Annotated in this window: 11 protein-coding genes; 7 read left to right on the top strand and 4 right to left on the bottom strand. The window is 69.9% G+C overall.

The window, feature by feature from the left end:
• Window positions 1–117: 117 nt before the first annotated feature.
• From ABD350_RS04740 to ABD350_RS04730, 3 genes are all read right to left on the bottom strand, one after another.
• On the bottom strand, window positions 118–675 hold the full coding sequence (locus tag ABD350_RS04740; RefSeq protein ID WP_344346448.1) for a hypothetical protein: 558 nt from the start codon (window positions 673–675) through the stop codon (window positions 118–120).
• A 47-nt stretch (window positions 676–722) separates the two neighbouring features.
• A complete protein-coding gene (locus ABD350_RS04735; protein WP_344346447.1) occupies window positions 723–3,053 on the bottom strand; it encodes a hypothetical protein in 2,331 nt (776 codons plus the stop codon).
• Between the two features lie 77 nt (window positions 3,054–3,130).
• The gene (locus ABD350_RS04730) at window positions 3,131–3,649 is read right to left on the bottom strand and encodes a hypothetical protein (protein WP_344346446.1); all 519 of its coding nucleotides are present in this window, start codon (window positions 3,647–3,649) and stop codon (window positions 3,131–3,133) included.
• A gap of 442 nt (window positions 3,650–4,091) precedes the next feature.
• On the opposite strand from ABD350_RS04730, the gene ABD350_RS04725 reads away from it, so the two are divergent.
• The 7 genes from ABD350_RS04725 (at window position 4,092) to ABD350_RS04695 (ending at window position 10,150) form a co-directional block, all read left to right on the top strand.
• Window positions 4,092–4,535: a hypothetical protein gene (locus ABD350_RS04725; RefSeq protein WP_344346445.1), complete on the top strand. Its 444-nt coding sequence runs from the start codon at window positions 4,092–4,094 to the stop codon at window positions 4,533–4,535.
• Entirely contained in the window at window positions 4,532–6,361 is a 1,830-nt protein-coding gene (locus ABD350_RS04720) for a WXG100 family type VII secretion target (protein ID WP_344346444.1), read from the top strand. Before ABD350_RS04725 ends, ABD350_RS04720 begins: the two co-directional genes overlap by 4 nt.
• Before the next feature lie 24 nt (window positions 6,362–6,385).
• Window positions 6,386–7,654, top strand: a complete 1,269-nt coding sequence (locus ABD350_RS04715; RefSeq protein ID WP_344346443.1) for a S8 family serine peptidase — start codon at window positions 6,386–6,388, stop codon at window positions 7,652–7,654.
• 119 nt (window positions 7,655–7,773) lie between these two features.
• Window positions 7,774–8,115, top strand: a complete 342-nt coding sequence (locus tag ABD350_RS04710) for a WXG100 family type VII secretion target (RefSeq protein ID WP_344346475.1) — start codon at window positions 7,774–7,776, stop codon at window positions 8,113–8,115.
• 38 nt (window positions 8,116–8,153) lie between these two features.
• Window positions 8,154–8,456, top strand: a complete 303-nt coding sequence (locus ABD350_RS04705; protein ID WP_344346442.1) for a WXG100 family type VII secretion target — start codon at window positions 8,154–8,156, stop codon at window positions 8,454–8,456.
• Window positions 8,457–8,580: 124 nt separating this feature from the next.
• Window positions 8,581–9,489, top strand: coding sequence for a protein kinase family protein (locus tag ABD350_RS04700; RefSeq protein WP_344346441.1), 909 nt, complete (start codon window positions 8,581–8,583; stop codon window positions 9,487–9,489).
• A 445-nt stretch (window positions 9,490–9,934) separates the two neighbouring features.
• Window positions 9,935–10,150, top strand: a complete 216-nt coding sequence (locus ABD350_RS04695; RefSeq protein WP_344346440.1) for a hypothetical protein — start codon at window positions 9,935–9,937, stop codon at window positions 10,148–10,150.
• Window positions 10,151–10,154: 4 nt separating this feature from the next.
• On the opposite strand, the gene eccCa is transcribed toward ABD350_RS04695, so the two are convergent.
• Window positions 10,155–14,120, bottom strand: coding sequence for a type VII secretion protein EccCa (gene eccCa, locus ABD350_RS04690; protein WP_344346439.1), 3,966 nt, complete (start codon window positions 14,118–14,120; stop codon window positions 10,155–10,157).
• Between the last annotated feature and the right edge of the window lie 62 nt (window positions 14,121–14,182).

Here is a 14,182-nt window from a genome sequence, read left to right as displayed (position 1 = left end):
CGGACCCTCTTCGCGCGGCCTTCGGAAACTTCCGCCGGCGGACTCGGGCCGGTCGTTCCCGGGGCGACGCCCCTGACCGTGAGTTCCCCCTAGCGCGACGCGACCGCCGTCAAACGATTACGCATGGCCCTGGGTGGCCAGGGCACGGCAGGCGTCACCTTCGCCCATGGCCGTTGCGTAGCCCTTGACGAAATCGCGCACCGACGACGCCTTCACGTCATGCGAGGTTCGCACAGTGGCCCAGACAGTGCTCTGCGCCGAGGCGGAGCCCGGACACTCGACGAGACGGACGGCACCGGTCTTCGAGTAGATGGTGTGGCCCCCGTCTGCCCGGGTGTCGGTCGGTTCGACGCCGTAAGCGGACGAAGCTACGTCACCGGCGCTGGTGTTCGCAGCGTGCTTCTCGACGCTGGTGGACAAGACGACCTTCCCGTCCACCAGAATCCGGCAGCGCTTGACGCCGACCGACGATGTCGGCTGGGCGCTCACCTTCTCTCCGGGGGGCAGCAGCGGCTCCAGCAGAGAACGGGCCACACGGGTGCCGCAGACATCGCTCGGCACGGCGTACTCACGCGTGGGCGACGAAGACGAGCAGGAGGTCGTCAGCCCGACCAGCAGCCCTGCCCCCAGAAGAGCGACCACGGAGCGGATTCCGCGCCCGGAGATGGTGTGCATATCGCCTTCCAACGCAGTGAGTGAGAGCACGTTCAGCCGGCCCCGGCTCAGTCCGGGATCTCGGTATCCATGTCCTTGGCCATCGCGTGAATGTCGGTGGTGGCGTCGTTGAAGCCGGTGGCTGTCCCTTCGCTGACCCAGGTGTCGATCTGGTCGGTGTAGTCGGCGTGGTGAGCCTTGGCCGCTTCGTGAGCCGCTTTGTAGTTGATGTTGGTGGTCGAGTCCTTGATGGTTTCCCACCGGGTGGCGATGTCCTCGCCGGCCTCGGCACGGTACTGGCCGGATTCGTCCTTGTAAAAGGCCTCCAGGACAGTGGACGTCACGGTACCCGCCGCGCCGCCCACGCCCGCGCCGACCGCGGGGCTGGCGATGAAGCTCGTTCCCACGCCGACGCCCGTCCCGACGAGCCCCGAGATGAGGTTCTTCTTCTGACTGACGGCGTAGTCGTAGTCGCTGTCCTTCTCGCCGGCGGGACCGAGAACGGCCTCCTGCCGCCCCTGGGCGAGCAGACCGTTGAACTCACCCGCCTTACGGGAAATGCTCGTGATGGTCTCCTGCGCATCGTGGGGGTAGCGCTGGTCCGCGGGCAGGTCCGGGTTCAGGTGGTAGTCCATCAGGCTCGCCGTGTACGCCTTCTCACCGACGTTGAGCGCGGCATAGCCCTCGGGGTTCTGGCTGACCGTGACCAGGAACCGGGTCACGGCGCTGTGGTCGAGCTCGGCGTCCGTACCGGCGAGCGGATACAGCAGGTCCCAGCCGGACTTGCCGTCCTTGACCGTGGGACCGTCGGCCATGGCCCGGTGGATGTCGGGCAGGTACTCGGCACCGATCTGGCCGAGGCTGTCCGACATATACGAGTGATCCTTCACTCGACCGGGGTCGTCCGAGACCGAATCGACGATCGCCCGCATCAGTTGTGCCTGATCGGCCGAGTGAGGAGGCGTGTCGTCGGTGGGAATCTCACCCGCCGGATGCCCCGTGGTGGCGGCTTCCAGGGCCAGGGCGAGGTTGTTCCGGCCGGTGTGGAGGTCGTCCCCGTGGGAGTCCGTCTCCTCGGGCCAGTTGCGCTCCTCGAACAGGTACTGGAAGTTGGACAAGGACACCTTGCCCTTCTTGCCGTTGCCGTCGGTGTCCCGTTCGAAGGGGTTGTCCGGGTCGTCCTTGGAGATGTACGGCTGGTTGAAGAAGTCGGTGGCCGCGTCCGGGCTGTTGGACAGGCCCTTGAGGTAGCCGGTGAGCGGGTCGTTGCCGCTGTCGTCGCCGATCCGGTTCAGCCACGAACTCGCACCCGAGAGCCGCCACATCAGGTTCTCGTGGTCGCCGTTGCCGGTGAGCTTCCGCTCCGTGGCCATCAGCTTGGTGCCGTAGTCCTTCAGGAACCGGTCGTCGTAGTCACCGGTTCGCATGAGGTTGCTCATGACCTGGAAGCCCATGGGGCCGCCGCCCCGCTCGCCGTGCAGCGGCTTGTCGCCGATGTCGATCATCTGGCGCTTCCATTCGGCCATGGCCGTGGAATCACTCTGCGTCGCGTGGGCCAGGGTCAGGCCCAGGTTCCGCTGGAGGTCGTCGAACTGATCGAGACGCTTCCGCCCCAGCTCGTAGTTGCCACTGTGCGGATCGCTGATCCCCTTCCAGAACTCCAGGGTCTTCTGCGGCCCGAGACCGGTGGCGAAGCGCTCGGCGAACAGCGGATCGTTCGCGTACTCCTTCAGACCGTCGTTGATCTTGTCGAAGTCCTCGACCGACAGCTTGGACGGGTCCTTCTTCGCGAGCTTCGCCAGCTCGTCGGCCTTCTTGACGGCTTGCGCCGCCGTGTCCCGGTCCTTGTAGCCGACGCCGGAGAAACCCATCGAGCTCTGGTCGGCGATGGCCATCAGCACCGTCTTGGCCGAGGTGTCGCTCTCGGTGGCCTTGCTGAGGATGCCCTGGATCTCGTCGCGGAGGTCGTCGACGTCCTTCTGGTTGGTCGCGCTCTTGTTGCCGCTCGGGTCGGAGCCATAGTCGGGCCGTGTGTTGCCCATGACCGTGAACGTGCCGCCGCCCGCGTCGACGACGGTCAGGTTCTTCTTCTGCCCGCGGGAAACGGCGTCCGTCAGCTGCTGGTGGAACGTCTTCAGCTCGTCCCGGGTGTCGAGCAGGATCTTGTGAATGGTGGTGGCCTGGGTATGGGCGTCGCCGAACTCACCGGCCGTCTTGCCCACGAACTCCCGGGAGACCTGGGCGTTCACACCGGCCCAGTGGGCCTTGACGGCAGCCTTGTGCAGATCGTCCTCGGCGTCCTTCTTCAGGTCCGCGAGATGCTTCACGAGCGTCGACCAGTCGCCGACGGCGTCGTCGAGCAGCTTGAAGTTGGCGTGGTACAGAGCGTTGAAGTCCATGCGGTGTCGTCTCCCTCGCGAGTAGCGGTGCCGGCCGGTGCAGAGGGAGGCGGCCGCGCGACCCCCTCCCGGGGCCGCTACTCCTTCTTCTCGCCCTTGCTCTTCTCGCCGTAGACGGAGTTCTTCCTGCCCGGCGCCCCCACCCTTTCGTCGAACCCGTCGTCCAGGGCGTCGATGCTGCTCATCTGGCGCTGGATGTAGTGCTCGTCGTTCGCGTGCACGGCCTTGGTGGTCTGCATGTGGTTGGAGATCTGGGCGCAGGCGTCCATGAGGGACTTCAGCTGCTCTTCCCAGCGGTTCGACACGTGCTGGAGGCCGGCGCCGAGGGCGAAGCCCTGCTTGGTGAGGTCGCCGGCCGCGGAGTCGCTGCTCGGGGTCGCCACCCGGGCCTTGTCCCACAGCTGGTCGTACAGGTGGTGCGCGGCGCTGCCGATCTTCTCCAGGTCCTTGTGACCGACCTTGAGGTCACCGGTCTTGCTGGGGAGGACATAGGGGCCGTAGGTGCCGCCTCCCCCGTCGACGTGGTTGAGCCGCATCTGTGCCGACTGCCCCTGGGCCGCCTGCGTCTTGAGCTGCTCCCATTCGTCCCATGCCATGCAAGGGCCCCTTCCCCCGTGGTAAGTCCGGTGGCGGCACAACCTAGCAACCAACGCAATGGAAAATTTGTGCCATGTCCGCCATGTGTGACCTGTCGGACGTGAAAATTCGGCGGAGAGTGATGGCCGCGGGACCGGTTTCGGGATGGCGAAGTTCCGGACCGGGTCACTCGGTCAGGCCACTCGGTCGACGTCGCCCGCCGCGCGCATGTGAAGCTTCTGCGTAGAAAACGAAAGCCTTCTGTCGTTATTGACCGCCTTGTCGGTATCTGACGGCTCATGAGTCGGTCACTTCGGGACAGCTTCGCAACTGAACCGTCGCATAGTTCAGTTGGCCGCCAATTACGCAGTGACTACAGTGGTCCGCGACGGATCGGTGTCACGGCCGGGTGCCGCCCGGTCCGTCCAGCTCTACCAACGGGGAAACGGGGAAGGGGTCGCGGTGGGCGACGGTGGCGGCTCGGGCATGAGGCGTGGCATCGATGCGCTGCAGGAGTTCAAGGACAAGCTCGACGGCGCGCTGACGGAGTTCGAGGGCGGGCAAGGGGGGCCGTCCCAGATCGCACAGCAGACGCTGAGCCGGTCGTCGTTCGGCGGCACGAACGCCCCGTTCGACGAGGCGACCGACCTGCACACGGCGTACGAGACCGTGCACTCGCGCCTCACCCACCTCTCGAAGACGCTGGGAATGCACATCGAGGCCCTCAAGCTCGCCTCCCATGCTGCGGATGCCACCTACGACGGCACCGAGGCCGACGTCCACCGCCGGTTCTGGCGGATTCGCACGGAACTCGACGCGCAGTACCAGGAGGAAGTGAAGAAGGGCACTGCCGCCGGCAAGCAGGGGGCGGAAGGCAAGTCGACGGGGAAGACGGACCTCAAGTGAGCGACGACTGGAAGCAGAAGCCCGAGTACAAGTCCGCTGCGCAGCAGGTCGACAAGGAGGTCGGCCAGCAGGTCCGGCCCATCACGACCGCGCAGAACGTACTGGCGAACATGCCGCTCTTCGGCGGTGTCCGGGTCAACCTCGTCGGATCGACGAACTTCGAGGGCCACAAGCTCAACGACATGATCGACCTGGTCGAACACGCCAACCCCGAGCACCTCGAACTGACCGGCAAGTCCCTGTTCGACGCCGGCAAGGACATCCGCAAGGCCGCGTCGGACCTGGAGCAGCACCTCAGGGTCGACTGGGAGGGCGAGGGCGCCGAGGCCTTCCACGCGTACACGCAGAAGCTCATCCACTACACCAACAGCCTCGCGAAATACGCTGAGGCCGCCGGCACCCACATCTCCGTGGCGGCCACCGGGCTCGCCTCCGCCCGCAGCTCCATGCCGCCCCGGGACACCCGCCCGGCGGCCGAGCAGAAGCTGCCCACCGAGCTGCCCAAGGCCAAGCAGGTCGACAGCAACCCGGACTACGTGGCCGCGCTGAAGGTCGAGAAGAACCGGCAAGAGGCCATCAACCAGATGAACCGGCTGGCCTCGTACTACAAGGTCGCGGCGATAGACCTCAGCAAGGAGAAGGAACCGGAGCCGATCGAGCCCATTCCGGGCGTCGGAGTACCCAAACCTTTCGTTGACGAGCGTAGGGAAAGGTACGGTTCGGGGTCGACGTCGTCCGCATCGACACCGGCGGCTGCGGTCCGGGGCGATGCCGGTGAAGGCTACGTCGGTGCGGCCACGCCGAACGGGACAACGGGCCACGGGCACGTGCACGTTCCGCCGCTCAGGGAAGTCCACGAGCCCGGCGGACCCTCCGGCCACGAGGTCGGCACGGAGATCAACACCACGACCACCCTGCCCCCGCAGGTGCCCACCACTCCGTCGCCCAGCACTCCGACGCCCACTCTGCCGACGACCAGCGGCGGCGGGCCGATGCCGCCCCTGCCCACCGGGCCGATGGCGCCTCCCGTCACGCCGACCGGTCGTACCCCCGGCTACGGGCCGGGCCGCCGGCCCCCGGTGACCGCGCAGGGGCGTACCGGCCCCGTGGGCACCGGAACCGGCCGAGTGCCGCAGGGGCCGACGGGCCAGCCGGGGCGCCCCGTCTCCACCGGACGTGTCCCGCAGGGGCCGGTGGGTCAGGCCGGGCGTTCCGTCCCGGGCGCCCGCGTGCCGCAGGGCCCTGTGGGCCAGCCCGCCCGCGCCATGGGACACGCGACGCCGACGGGGCAGCCGGGTGCACGCGGACCCGTTCAGTCCGGGCGTACCCCGACAGGACGTCCCGTCACCGGAGGAACGCAGAGGACGACCGGAACCCCCGGGGGGCGTCCGGGAGTAACCGGACCCACGGGTCCGGCGCGCAACGGCGTCATGGGCGGCAAGCCCGTCACGGGCCGTACGTCGGGATCCACGCCCAACCCCCGTGTCCCGCGCGGTATGGTCGTCGGCGCCGAGGAACCGGTCTCCTCCGCGCCGCAGAAGGGCGCCATCGGTCAGCGAGGCGTCGTCGGCGCCCCCACGGCGAAGCCGGAAACCGGTGCGGGCCAGGCGGTCCTGCGTTCGGCGGGCAGCCCCGAGGGTGCCATCGGGGCGCCCCGCAGTTCTTCGTCGAAGGGCTCCGGATCCAGTGGCTCCGGGCTGGGGCGCGGTGCCGTCGGCGGCCGCCAGGGCGCGGACGGCGAGACCGGTCGTACCGGCGGGACCGCCGAGAGGGAACAGCGCCGCCCGTCGCAGCAGCGGCGCGATGTGCCGAACACGAGCGACTGAACACGAGCGAGGACATACACAGGCATGAAGCCAGGGACCGGCCGACGCGGCCCGAAGACGGCGCTCCTGACGAGGCGCAACGTACGGCGTCTGTCCGCCGTCTGTTCGGCACTCGGCGCGCTCGTCGTCACGTCGGCGACGCTCGCTCCGGAAGCTGCCGCCGTCGATATTCAGTCCAAGCAGTGGTACCTGGACTTCATGGGTGCTGACGACATCTGGAAGATCAGCACGGGCAAGGGGGTGAAGGTCGCCGTGATCGACAGTGGGGTCAATCCGGCGACTCCCACCCTCAAGGGCCAGGTGCTGGTGGACGAAGTACCCAAGTCCGTGTCCTATCACGTCACCCATGACAAGGACGGGCACGGCACCTCCATGGCCGAGATCATCGCGGGCACGGGCGCCGGCGGCGGCATCAAGGGCCTCGCCCCGGACGCCAAGATCATCCCCTTCCGCATTGATGGTGGAAGACTGGTGGGCGAGGAAATCAGCAGGACACCCAGCGTGCCCAAGGCGATTCGTGCAGCCGCCGACAGTGATGCGAAAATCATCAACATGTCTTTCGGTGGCGGGGATATCCACGATGGCACGGACACCGCTATTCAATATGCGGTTTCCAAAGGGAAATTGGTTTTCGCCTCCGTCGGAAACGACGGCGACAAGGGAAACATGCCCTCCTACCCGGCCAACTTCCCCGGCGTCATCGGCGTATCCGCCCTCGACAAAACCGGAACCGTCGCCAAGTTCTCCACGTTCGGAAACTACGTGGACCTGTCGGCCCCAGGCCTGCACGTTCCCTCCTGGTGTGACGGCACGTTCACCGAGTACTGCGACACCGACGGCACCAGCCCCGCCTCCGCCATCGCTTCCGCGTCCGCGGCCCTGATCTGGTCCGCGCACCCTGACTGGACGGCCAACCAGGTCCTGCGGTCTCTTGTCGACACGGCCGCCCGCGACTGGCCGAAGGACACACCCAGCAGATACCTCGGCTACGGCGGCGTCCGCCCTCGCCGGGTGCTCATCAACAAGGACATCGACCCGGGTCCGCCCGACGTCGATCCTCTCGCCGCCCAGAACGGCACGCTGTCGGCGTCCCCGAGTCCCTCGGCCAAGACCCCGTCCGGGAAGCCCGGCAAGGAGGCCGGTTCCGCCAACGGTCCCACCTCCGCCGCCGCCGCGAAGGACAGTGATTCCGGCGGCGGCACCCAGACCTGGGTGATCATCGGCGCCGTAGCCGCCGTACTGGTCATCGGAGGCGCCGGTTTCGCCGTGCTGCGCGCACGCCGTAACGCCTGAGCGGTCTCCCGCATACCTGCTCATTCGCCGAGTGAGCAGAGACCCGCTTGCCATCAGTGCTGACGCCCGACACATGACTCAGCGCCCGGCAAGGTCAGTTCACACAGAAAGGCATGGAAATGGCGACGCAGCGCCAGAAGGTAAGTGACAAGGACATCATCGTCCTCGAAAAGGAGCTTCTGCACCGTTTCGAGGGCATCAAGGGCCAGCTGAAGGAACTGCAGGCCCTCATCGACAGCCTCGAAGGCAACTGGAAGGGCATCGGCGCCGGCGCGTTCAACACCAAGCAGACCGAGATCAACGAGCGCATGGTCCGCATCGGCAACATCCTCGCCAAGTTCATCGAGGCCATGAGCACGACCCGGAAGATCAAGGACGGCACGGAGGACGAGGTCCGCGCGCAGGTCCAGAGCATCGACGTCAGCGTCGGCGGCTCGACTTCGGCCCTGTCCAGCTACTGATCCCCGCCAGGTCACCACTTCTCAGCAACGGAGCAATCATGGGCGTCAACAACAGCGGCGAGCTCGAAGTTTCCTACGGCAGCCTCGACGAGACCGCCACCCAGCTGGCCAACCACGCGCGCCGGCTCGAAGAGGGCCTCGAAGCCATCAAGCAGAAGGTCGCCGGCGTCGCCAGCATGTGGGAGGGCGAGGCCCACAACGCGTACACCGAGCAGCAGGCCGCCTGGGACCGCGAGGCCAAGGGCATCCACGAGGCCCTGGTCCAGATCGGCAAGGTCGTGCACGCGGCCGGCGGTGACTACCAGGGCGGCGACCGGAAGGCCGCCAGCTACTTCATGTAAGCCGGACCGGCGGAGTACCGGCCGGCGCGGTACGGCAACGGGGTGGGCACGCACGGGAGGTGCCCACCCTCTGTCGTGCCGGACACCGGACGGACGAGCGCTACGAAGGGCACCGGGACAGGGAATGAGTGCCACGCAGGACGTCGGGGAGGGCGCGGGCAGAGCCGCCGCGGTACGGCGGCGGGTGGGCCCGTACGCGCTGATCACCGCCCTGGACGACCCTCGTACGAAGGTGCCGGTCCCCGAGCGGCGGTACGTCGCCCGCAGCGCCGACGGCTCGCACACCGTCCTGCTGTCCCTCCCGCATCCCGGCGGCGACGCCCGGCGCTTCCTCGCCGAAGCCGAGGGCTCCCGCTATCTCCTCGGCCCCTGCGCCGCTCCCGCCACGGCCTTCGCCGCGCCCGGCGAGGCGCCTTGGTACGCCCGCCCGTACCTGCCCGCCCTCCCGCTGCCGACCGCCCTCGCCGTACACGGCGGTCCGCTGCCCGAGCGCACCGTACGCGCTCTCGGCGTGGCCCTCGCCGAGACCCTGGCCGTCGTGCACGGGCAGGGCCTGGCCTTCGCGGGCGTGTCACCCGCGGCCGTCCTGCTCGCCGCCGACGGCCCGCGCCTCACCTGCTTCGGCGCCGTACGCGCCGCCGCCCCGGACGGCACGCCCCGCTCCGGGCTGCCGGGCCTGGAGGCGGGCAGCCGCCTGCCGCCGGAGCAGGCGTCCGGCGGGCGCCCGCGCCCCCTGGGGGACGTGTACGCCCTCGGCGCGACGCTCGCGTACGCCGCCACGGGCTACACGAGCCCGGAACGCGGCGAACTCCCGGCCGCCCTCCGCGCGGTCGTCGGCCGGTGCCTGGCCCGCGACCCCGGCGCCCGCCCCCGGCCGGCCGAACTCGTCCACGCCTTGGCCGGCGACCCCGCCGCCGACTCCACCACGCTCCTCACCCCCGGCTGGCTCCCCGGCCGTGTGATCGCCGCCCTCGCACACCAGTCGGCGACCTTGCTCACGGCCGAGGCCGCGCCCGCACCCCCTCCGGACTGAAGACGGCCATGCCTTCCCCTCTCACCCACGACGACCCCCGCGCGATCGGCCCCTACCAGCCCGTCGTCCGCCTCGGCAGCGGCGGTATGGGCACCGTCTACCTGGCCCGCGGCGCGGGCGGCCGTACCGTCGCGCTGAAGACGATGCACGCCCGCATCGCCTCCGACCCGGCCTTCCGCACCCGGTTCCGGCTGGAGACCGACGCGGCACGGGTCGTGGGGGAGCGGTACGGCGCCGGGGTCGTGGACGCGGACGTGCGGGCCGAGACGCCCTGGCTGGCCACGGAGTACGTGCTCGGGCCGCCCCTCGGCGAGGCGGTGGAGCTGCGGCCCGCTGCCCGAGAGGACGGTACGTGCGCTCGGCGCGGCGCTGTGCGGTGCGCTGAGTACAGGCCTTCCCGCACGGATACGGCCTCCCCGAGGGCAGGGAGCAGTGGGTCGCCGACATGGCCATGGGCAGCAACGACCACCCCGTCCTCGTGCAGGGCCACGGCGTCTGGCTGCTGTCCGGCACCACCGTGCGGACCGTGAGCGAGGAAACCTCCGACGAGATCTGGACCTATGAGGTGGAGGGCGGCAAGGACGACGTGGCCTTCGCGGCCCACGGCAACCGGGTCTTCGTGAAGACCGCCGTCGCCCTGTATGCCCTCCCGGTCTTCTGAGGCCTCAGTACTCCACTTCCACCAACCCCGTCTGAACCAGCGGCTTGCCCCGCTTGCGGGAGACGAAGACACCGCGGCCCGGCGGCATCGGGCGGTGCCGGACGCCGCCGAGGACGTCGCCCTCGGCCGGGTCGCCGGCCAGGACCAGGCCCTGGGCGCCGAGTTCCTTCATGCGCTGCATGAACGGCTCGTACGAGGCCCGGCCCGCGCCCGCGGAGGAGCGGGCGATGATGAAGCGCACGCCGACGTCGCGGGCGAACGGCAGCATCTCCGTCAGCCCGCTGAGCGGGTTGCCGCTGGACGTGGAGACCAGGTCGTAGTCGTCGATGACGACGAACACCTGCGGCCCCCGCCACCAGCTGCGGTCCCGCAGCTGCTGCGGCGTGACGTCCGCCGTCGGCGTGCGGCGCTGCATCAGATCGGCCAGCGCCGCCATGTGGTGGTCCATCTGGCTGGACATCGGGATGTACTCCGCCAGGTGGGACGCCGGCGTCACGTCCAGCAGGGCGCGGCGGTTGTCGACGACGAAGAACTTCGCCTCGTCGCCGCCGTACCGCAGCGACAGCTGCCGGATCAGCAGCCGCAGCAGGTTGGACTTGCCGGACTCGCTCTCGCCGAAGATCAGGAAGAACGGGTCCTGGTCGAAGTCCACGAACACCGGCTCCAGGTTCTCCTCGTCCAGCGCGAACGCGACGCCCCGCCGCGGGAACCGGTCGCCCGGAGGCAGCTCGGCCGCGTCCAGCCGGCGAGGCAGCAGCCGTACCTTGGGGGCGCCCGGCGCCTGCCAGTGCCGCCCGACCTCGGTGGTCAGCGCGGCCGTGGCCTCCGCCAGGTCCGTGTCGGAGGTGAGGCCGTCGATCCGCGGCACCGCCGCCATGAAGTGCAGCTTCTGCGGGGACAGACCACGGCCGGGGACCCCGGCGGGCACGTTGACCGCCACCTTGCGGTCGATCTCCGAGTCCATGACGTCACCCAGGCGCAGCTCCAGGCGGTTCATCAGATGGTCCTTGAGGTTCGCGCGGACCTCCATCGAGCGGGACGCGGTGATGACGAGGTGGATGCCGTAGCCGAGGCCGCGCGCGGCGATGTCCAGGACCGCCGGCTCCAGACCCTCGTAGTCCGTACGGAAGTTGCCCCAGCCGTCGATGACCAGGAAGACGTCACCCCAGGGCTGGTCGGTGACCGAAATGTCGCCCCGGGCGCGCCGTGCGCGGTAGTCGGCGATCGAGGCGATGCCGGCCGTGCGGAAGTACTCCTCGCGGCGGGTCAGCACGCCGTACACCTCGGAGACCGTACGGCGCACCCGCTCCGGATCCAGGCGGGAGGCGATGCCGCCGACGTGCGGCAGGCCGTCCACCGCGGCCATGCCGCCGCCACCGAAGTCGAGGCCGTAGAACTGCACCTCGTGCGGGGTGTGGGTGAGCGCGAAGGAGCAGATCAGGGTGCGCAGCAGGGTGGACTTGCCCGACTGCGGGCCGCCGATGATCTGCATGTGGCCGGCCGCGCCCGAGAAGTCCAGCATGAGGCGGTCGCGGCGCTGCTCGTACGGCTTGTCGACCAGGCCGGCCGGGACCACCAGGCGGCCCGCGCCCTCGTAGTTCGGCTGGGTCAGGCCGCGGCCCGGCACCGCCGTCAGCCCCGGCAGCAGCGCGTCCAGCGCGGGCGGGCTCTCCAGCGGCGGCAGCCACACCTGGTGGGCCGCCGGGCCCTGCGCCTCCAGCCGGCGCACGATCACGTCGAGGACGGTGTCGGCCAGCGCCTCGTCCACCTCGGGCTCGGACGGGGTGCGCTGCTGCGGGATCGCCGTGTACTGCACCGGCACCTCGGTGGCCGTGAACAGCACCGGGCGGCGGTCGACCGGGAGTCGTCCGCCGGACAGGGCCGTGCGCGGGCCGCCGGAGCGGTACACGCCCGAGACGTAGGCGGCCTTGAACCGGACCATCTCGTCCGTGCCGTACTTCAGGAAGCCGGAGCCGGGGACGTTCGGCAGTTCGTAGGCGTCGGGGACGCCGAGCGCGGCGCGGGACTCGGCCGCGGAGAAGGTGCGCAGACCGATCCGGTACGAGAGGTAGGTCTCCAGGCCGCGCAGCCGGCCCTCCTCCAGGCGCTGCGAGGCCAGCAGCAGGTGCACGCCCAGCGAACGGCCGATACGGCCGATCTGCACGAACATCTCGATGAAGTCCGGCTTGGCGGTCAGCAGCTCGCTGAACTCGTCGATCACCAGCACCAGGGACGGGATCGGCTGGAGCGGGGCGCCGGCCGCGCGGGCCTTCTCGTAGTCGTGGATGTTGGCGTAGTTGCCCGCGTCGCGCAGCAGCTCCTGGCGGCGGTTCAGCTCGCCGCGGATGGAGTCGCCCATGCGGTCGACCAGGGTCAGGTCGTCCGCGAGGTTGGTGATGACCGCCGCCACGTGCGGCATCTGCGCCATGCCGGCGAAGGTCGCGCCGCCCTTGAAGTCGGCGAGGACGAAGTTCAGCGTCTCCGAGGAGTGGGTGACCGCCAGGCCCAGCACCAGGGTGCGCAGCAGCTCGGACTTGCCGGAACCGGTCGCGCCGACGCACAGGCCGTGCGGGCCCATGCCCTCCTGCGCGGCCTCCTTCAGGTCCAGCATCACGGGCCGGCCGTCCTCGCCGACACCGATCGGCACCCGCAGGCGCTCGGCGAGCGCGCGCGGGCGCCAGGTCCGCTTGGTGTCGACGGAGGCCGCGTCGCCGAGGCCCAGCAGGTCGGTGAACTCCAGGTTGGCCAGCAGCGGCTCGTCGTCGTCACCGCCGGAGGCCATGCGCAGCGGCGCCAGCTGCCGGGCCAGCGCCTCGGCGGACTCGTAGGACAGCGCGTCCGGGCTGCCCTCGTACACCTCGCCGTGCCCGGACTCCAGGCGCAGCAGGCCGGGCTGGACGACGATGGACAGGTCGCCGCCCGCCGTCGTCAGCTCGCCCGGCACCACTTCCAGGACCGTGACGCCCTGCAGCCCCTCCGGGTTGGCGAGCACCGAGTCCGGCAGCAGGGACAGGTCGTCCAGGACGAGCACGATGTGCGGCTCGTCCAGCAGCGGCGCGGCGGCGGGGTGGAAGCGCGGCCGGCCGGTCAGCCGCGTGGCCAGCAGCTCCTCCAGCTCGCGCGGGTCGGAGCCGATCAGCCGGCGGGAGCCCGCGCCGTCCACCGCGCCGGGCGCCTGGGCGTGCGGCAGCCACTTCACCCAGTCCCAGTGCGCCAGTGCCTCCCGGCCCGCGGCCACCGCGATGAGCAGGTCCTGCGGGGAGTGCAGCGAGGCCAGCGAGCCGACCAGGGCGCGGGCCGAGGCCCGCACGGACTGCGGTTCGCCGCTGACCGTGACGTGGTAGAAGGCGCGCAGTGACACGGCCATCGGCAGGTCGCCGACGGTGCCGTGCGCGGCGAGGAAGCGCTGCATCGCGCCCGCGGTCAGCGGCTCCAGCTGCTCGACCGGCCCCGTCTCCGGGGCGAGGAGCGGGGTGGCCAGGGGCTGCGTGCCCAGCCCGATGCGGACGTGCGCGAAGTCCTCGTCGCCGGGCCGCCGCTCCCACACCCGGCTGCCCTCGGCGACCAGCGCCCAGAGCTGCTCGGGGGAGGGGTGCAGGTAGTACTGCGCGTCCCGCTGCTTTCGGGCCGTGGCCACGGCGGACCTGCGGGTCTGCGACAGATAGCCGAGGTAGTCGCGGCGCATGTCGGCCAGCTGGCCCTGCGAGCCGCGACGGAAGCGGACCACCATCGCGATGGACATCGCCACCGTCGAGGCGATCATGATCATGCCCATGATCTTCATGAACGGCTGGCCGTTCGTGAAGAAGAAGACCACCGAGCCGCCCATGCCCAGCGTGGGCAGGAGCTGCATCAGCACGCTCTCCTGGTGCCCCCGCGGCAATTCGGGCGGTGGCTGGACAACGACCTCTTCCGTGGGTACTTCGGACGGAAGCGCCCTAGGGGGGCGCTTGACGACAATCTGGCTCACCGCTCACCAATTCCCTTGCCCGACCCAGGCTTTCCGCCCGCCGCCCCGTGTCCGGCGAGCGC

Source organism: Streptomyces nogalater (genome assembly GCF_039532885.1).
Taxonomy (GTDB): domain Bacteria; phylum Actinomycetota; class Actinomycetes; order Streptomycetales; family Streptomycetaceae; genus Streptomyces; species Streptomyces nogalater.
This window is presented reverse-complemented; position numbering and strand designations above follow the sequence as displayed.

Excerpts from the sequence above, each read along its gene's own strand:
- ABD350_RS04695 (WP_344346440.1), top strand. The coding sequence starts at position 9,935 with ATGGCCATGGGCAGCAACGACCACCCCGTCCTCGTGCAGGGCCACGGC.
- ABD350_RS04730 (WP_344346446.1), bottom strand. The coding sequence starts at position 3,649 with ATGGCATGGGACGAATGGGAGCAGCTCAAGACGCAGGCGGCCCAGGGG.
- ABD350_RS04705 (WP_344346442.1), top strand. The coding sequence starts at position 8,154 with ATGGGCGTCAACAACAGCGGCGAGCTCGAAGTTTCCTACGGCAGCCTC.
- ABD350_RS04715 (WP_344346443.1), top strand. The coding sequence starts at position 6,386 with ATGAAGCCAGGGACCGGCCGACGCGGCCCGAAGACGGCGCTCCTGACG.
- ABD350_RS04735 (WP_344346447.1), bottom strand. The coding sequence starts at position 3,053 with ATGGACTTCAACGCTCTGTACCACGCCAACTTCAAGCTGCTCGACGAC.
- ABD350_RS04710 (WP_344346475.1), top strand. The coding sequence starts at position 7,774 with ATGGCGACGCAGCGCCAGAAGGTAAGTGACAAGGACATCATCGTCCTC.
- ABD350_RS04740 (WP_344346448.1), bottom strand. The coding sequence starts at position 675 with ATGCACACCATCTCCGGGCGCGGAATCCGCTCCGTGGTCGCTCTTCTG.
- ABD350_RS04700 (WP_344346441.1), top strand. The coding sequence starts at position 8,581 with ATGAGTGCCACGCAGGACGTCGGGGAGGGCGCGGGCAGAGCCGCCGCG.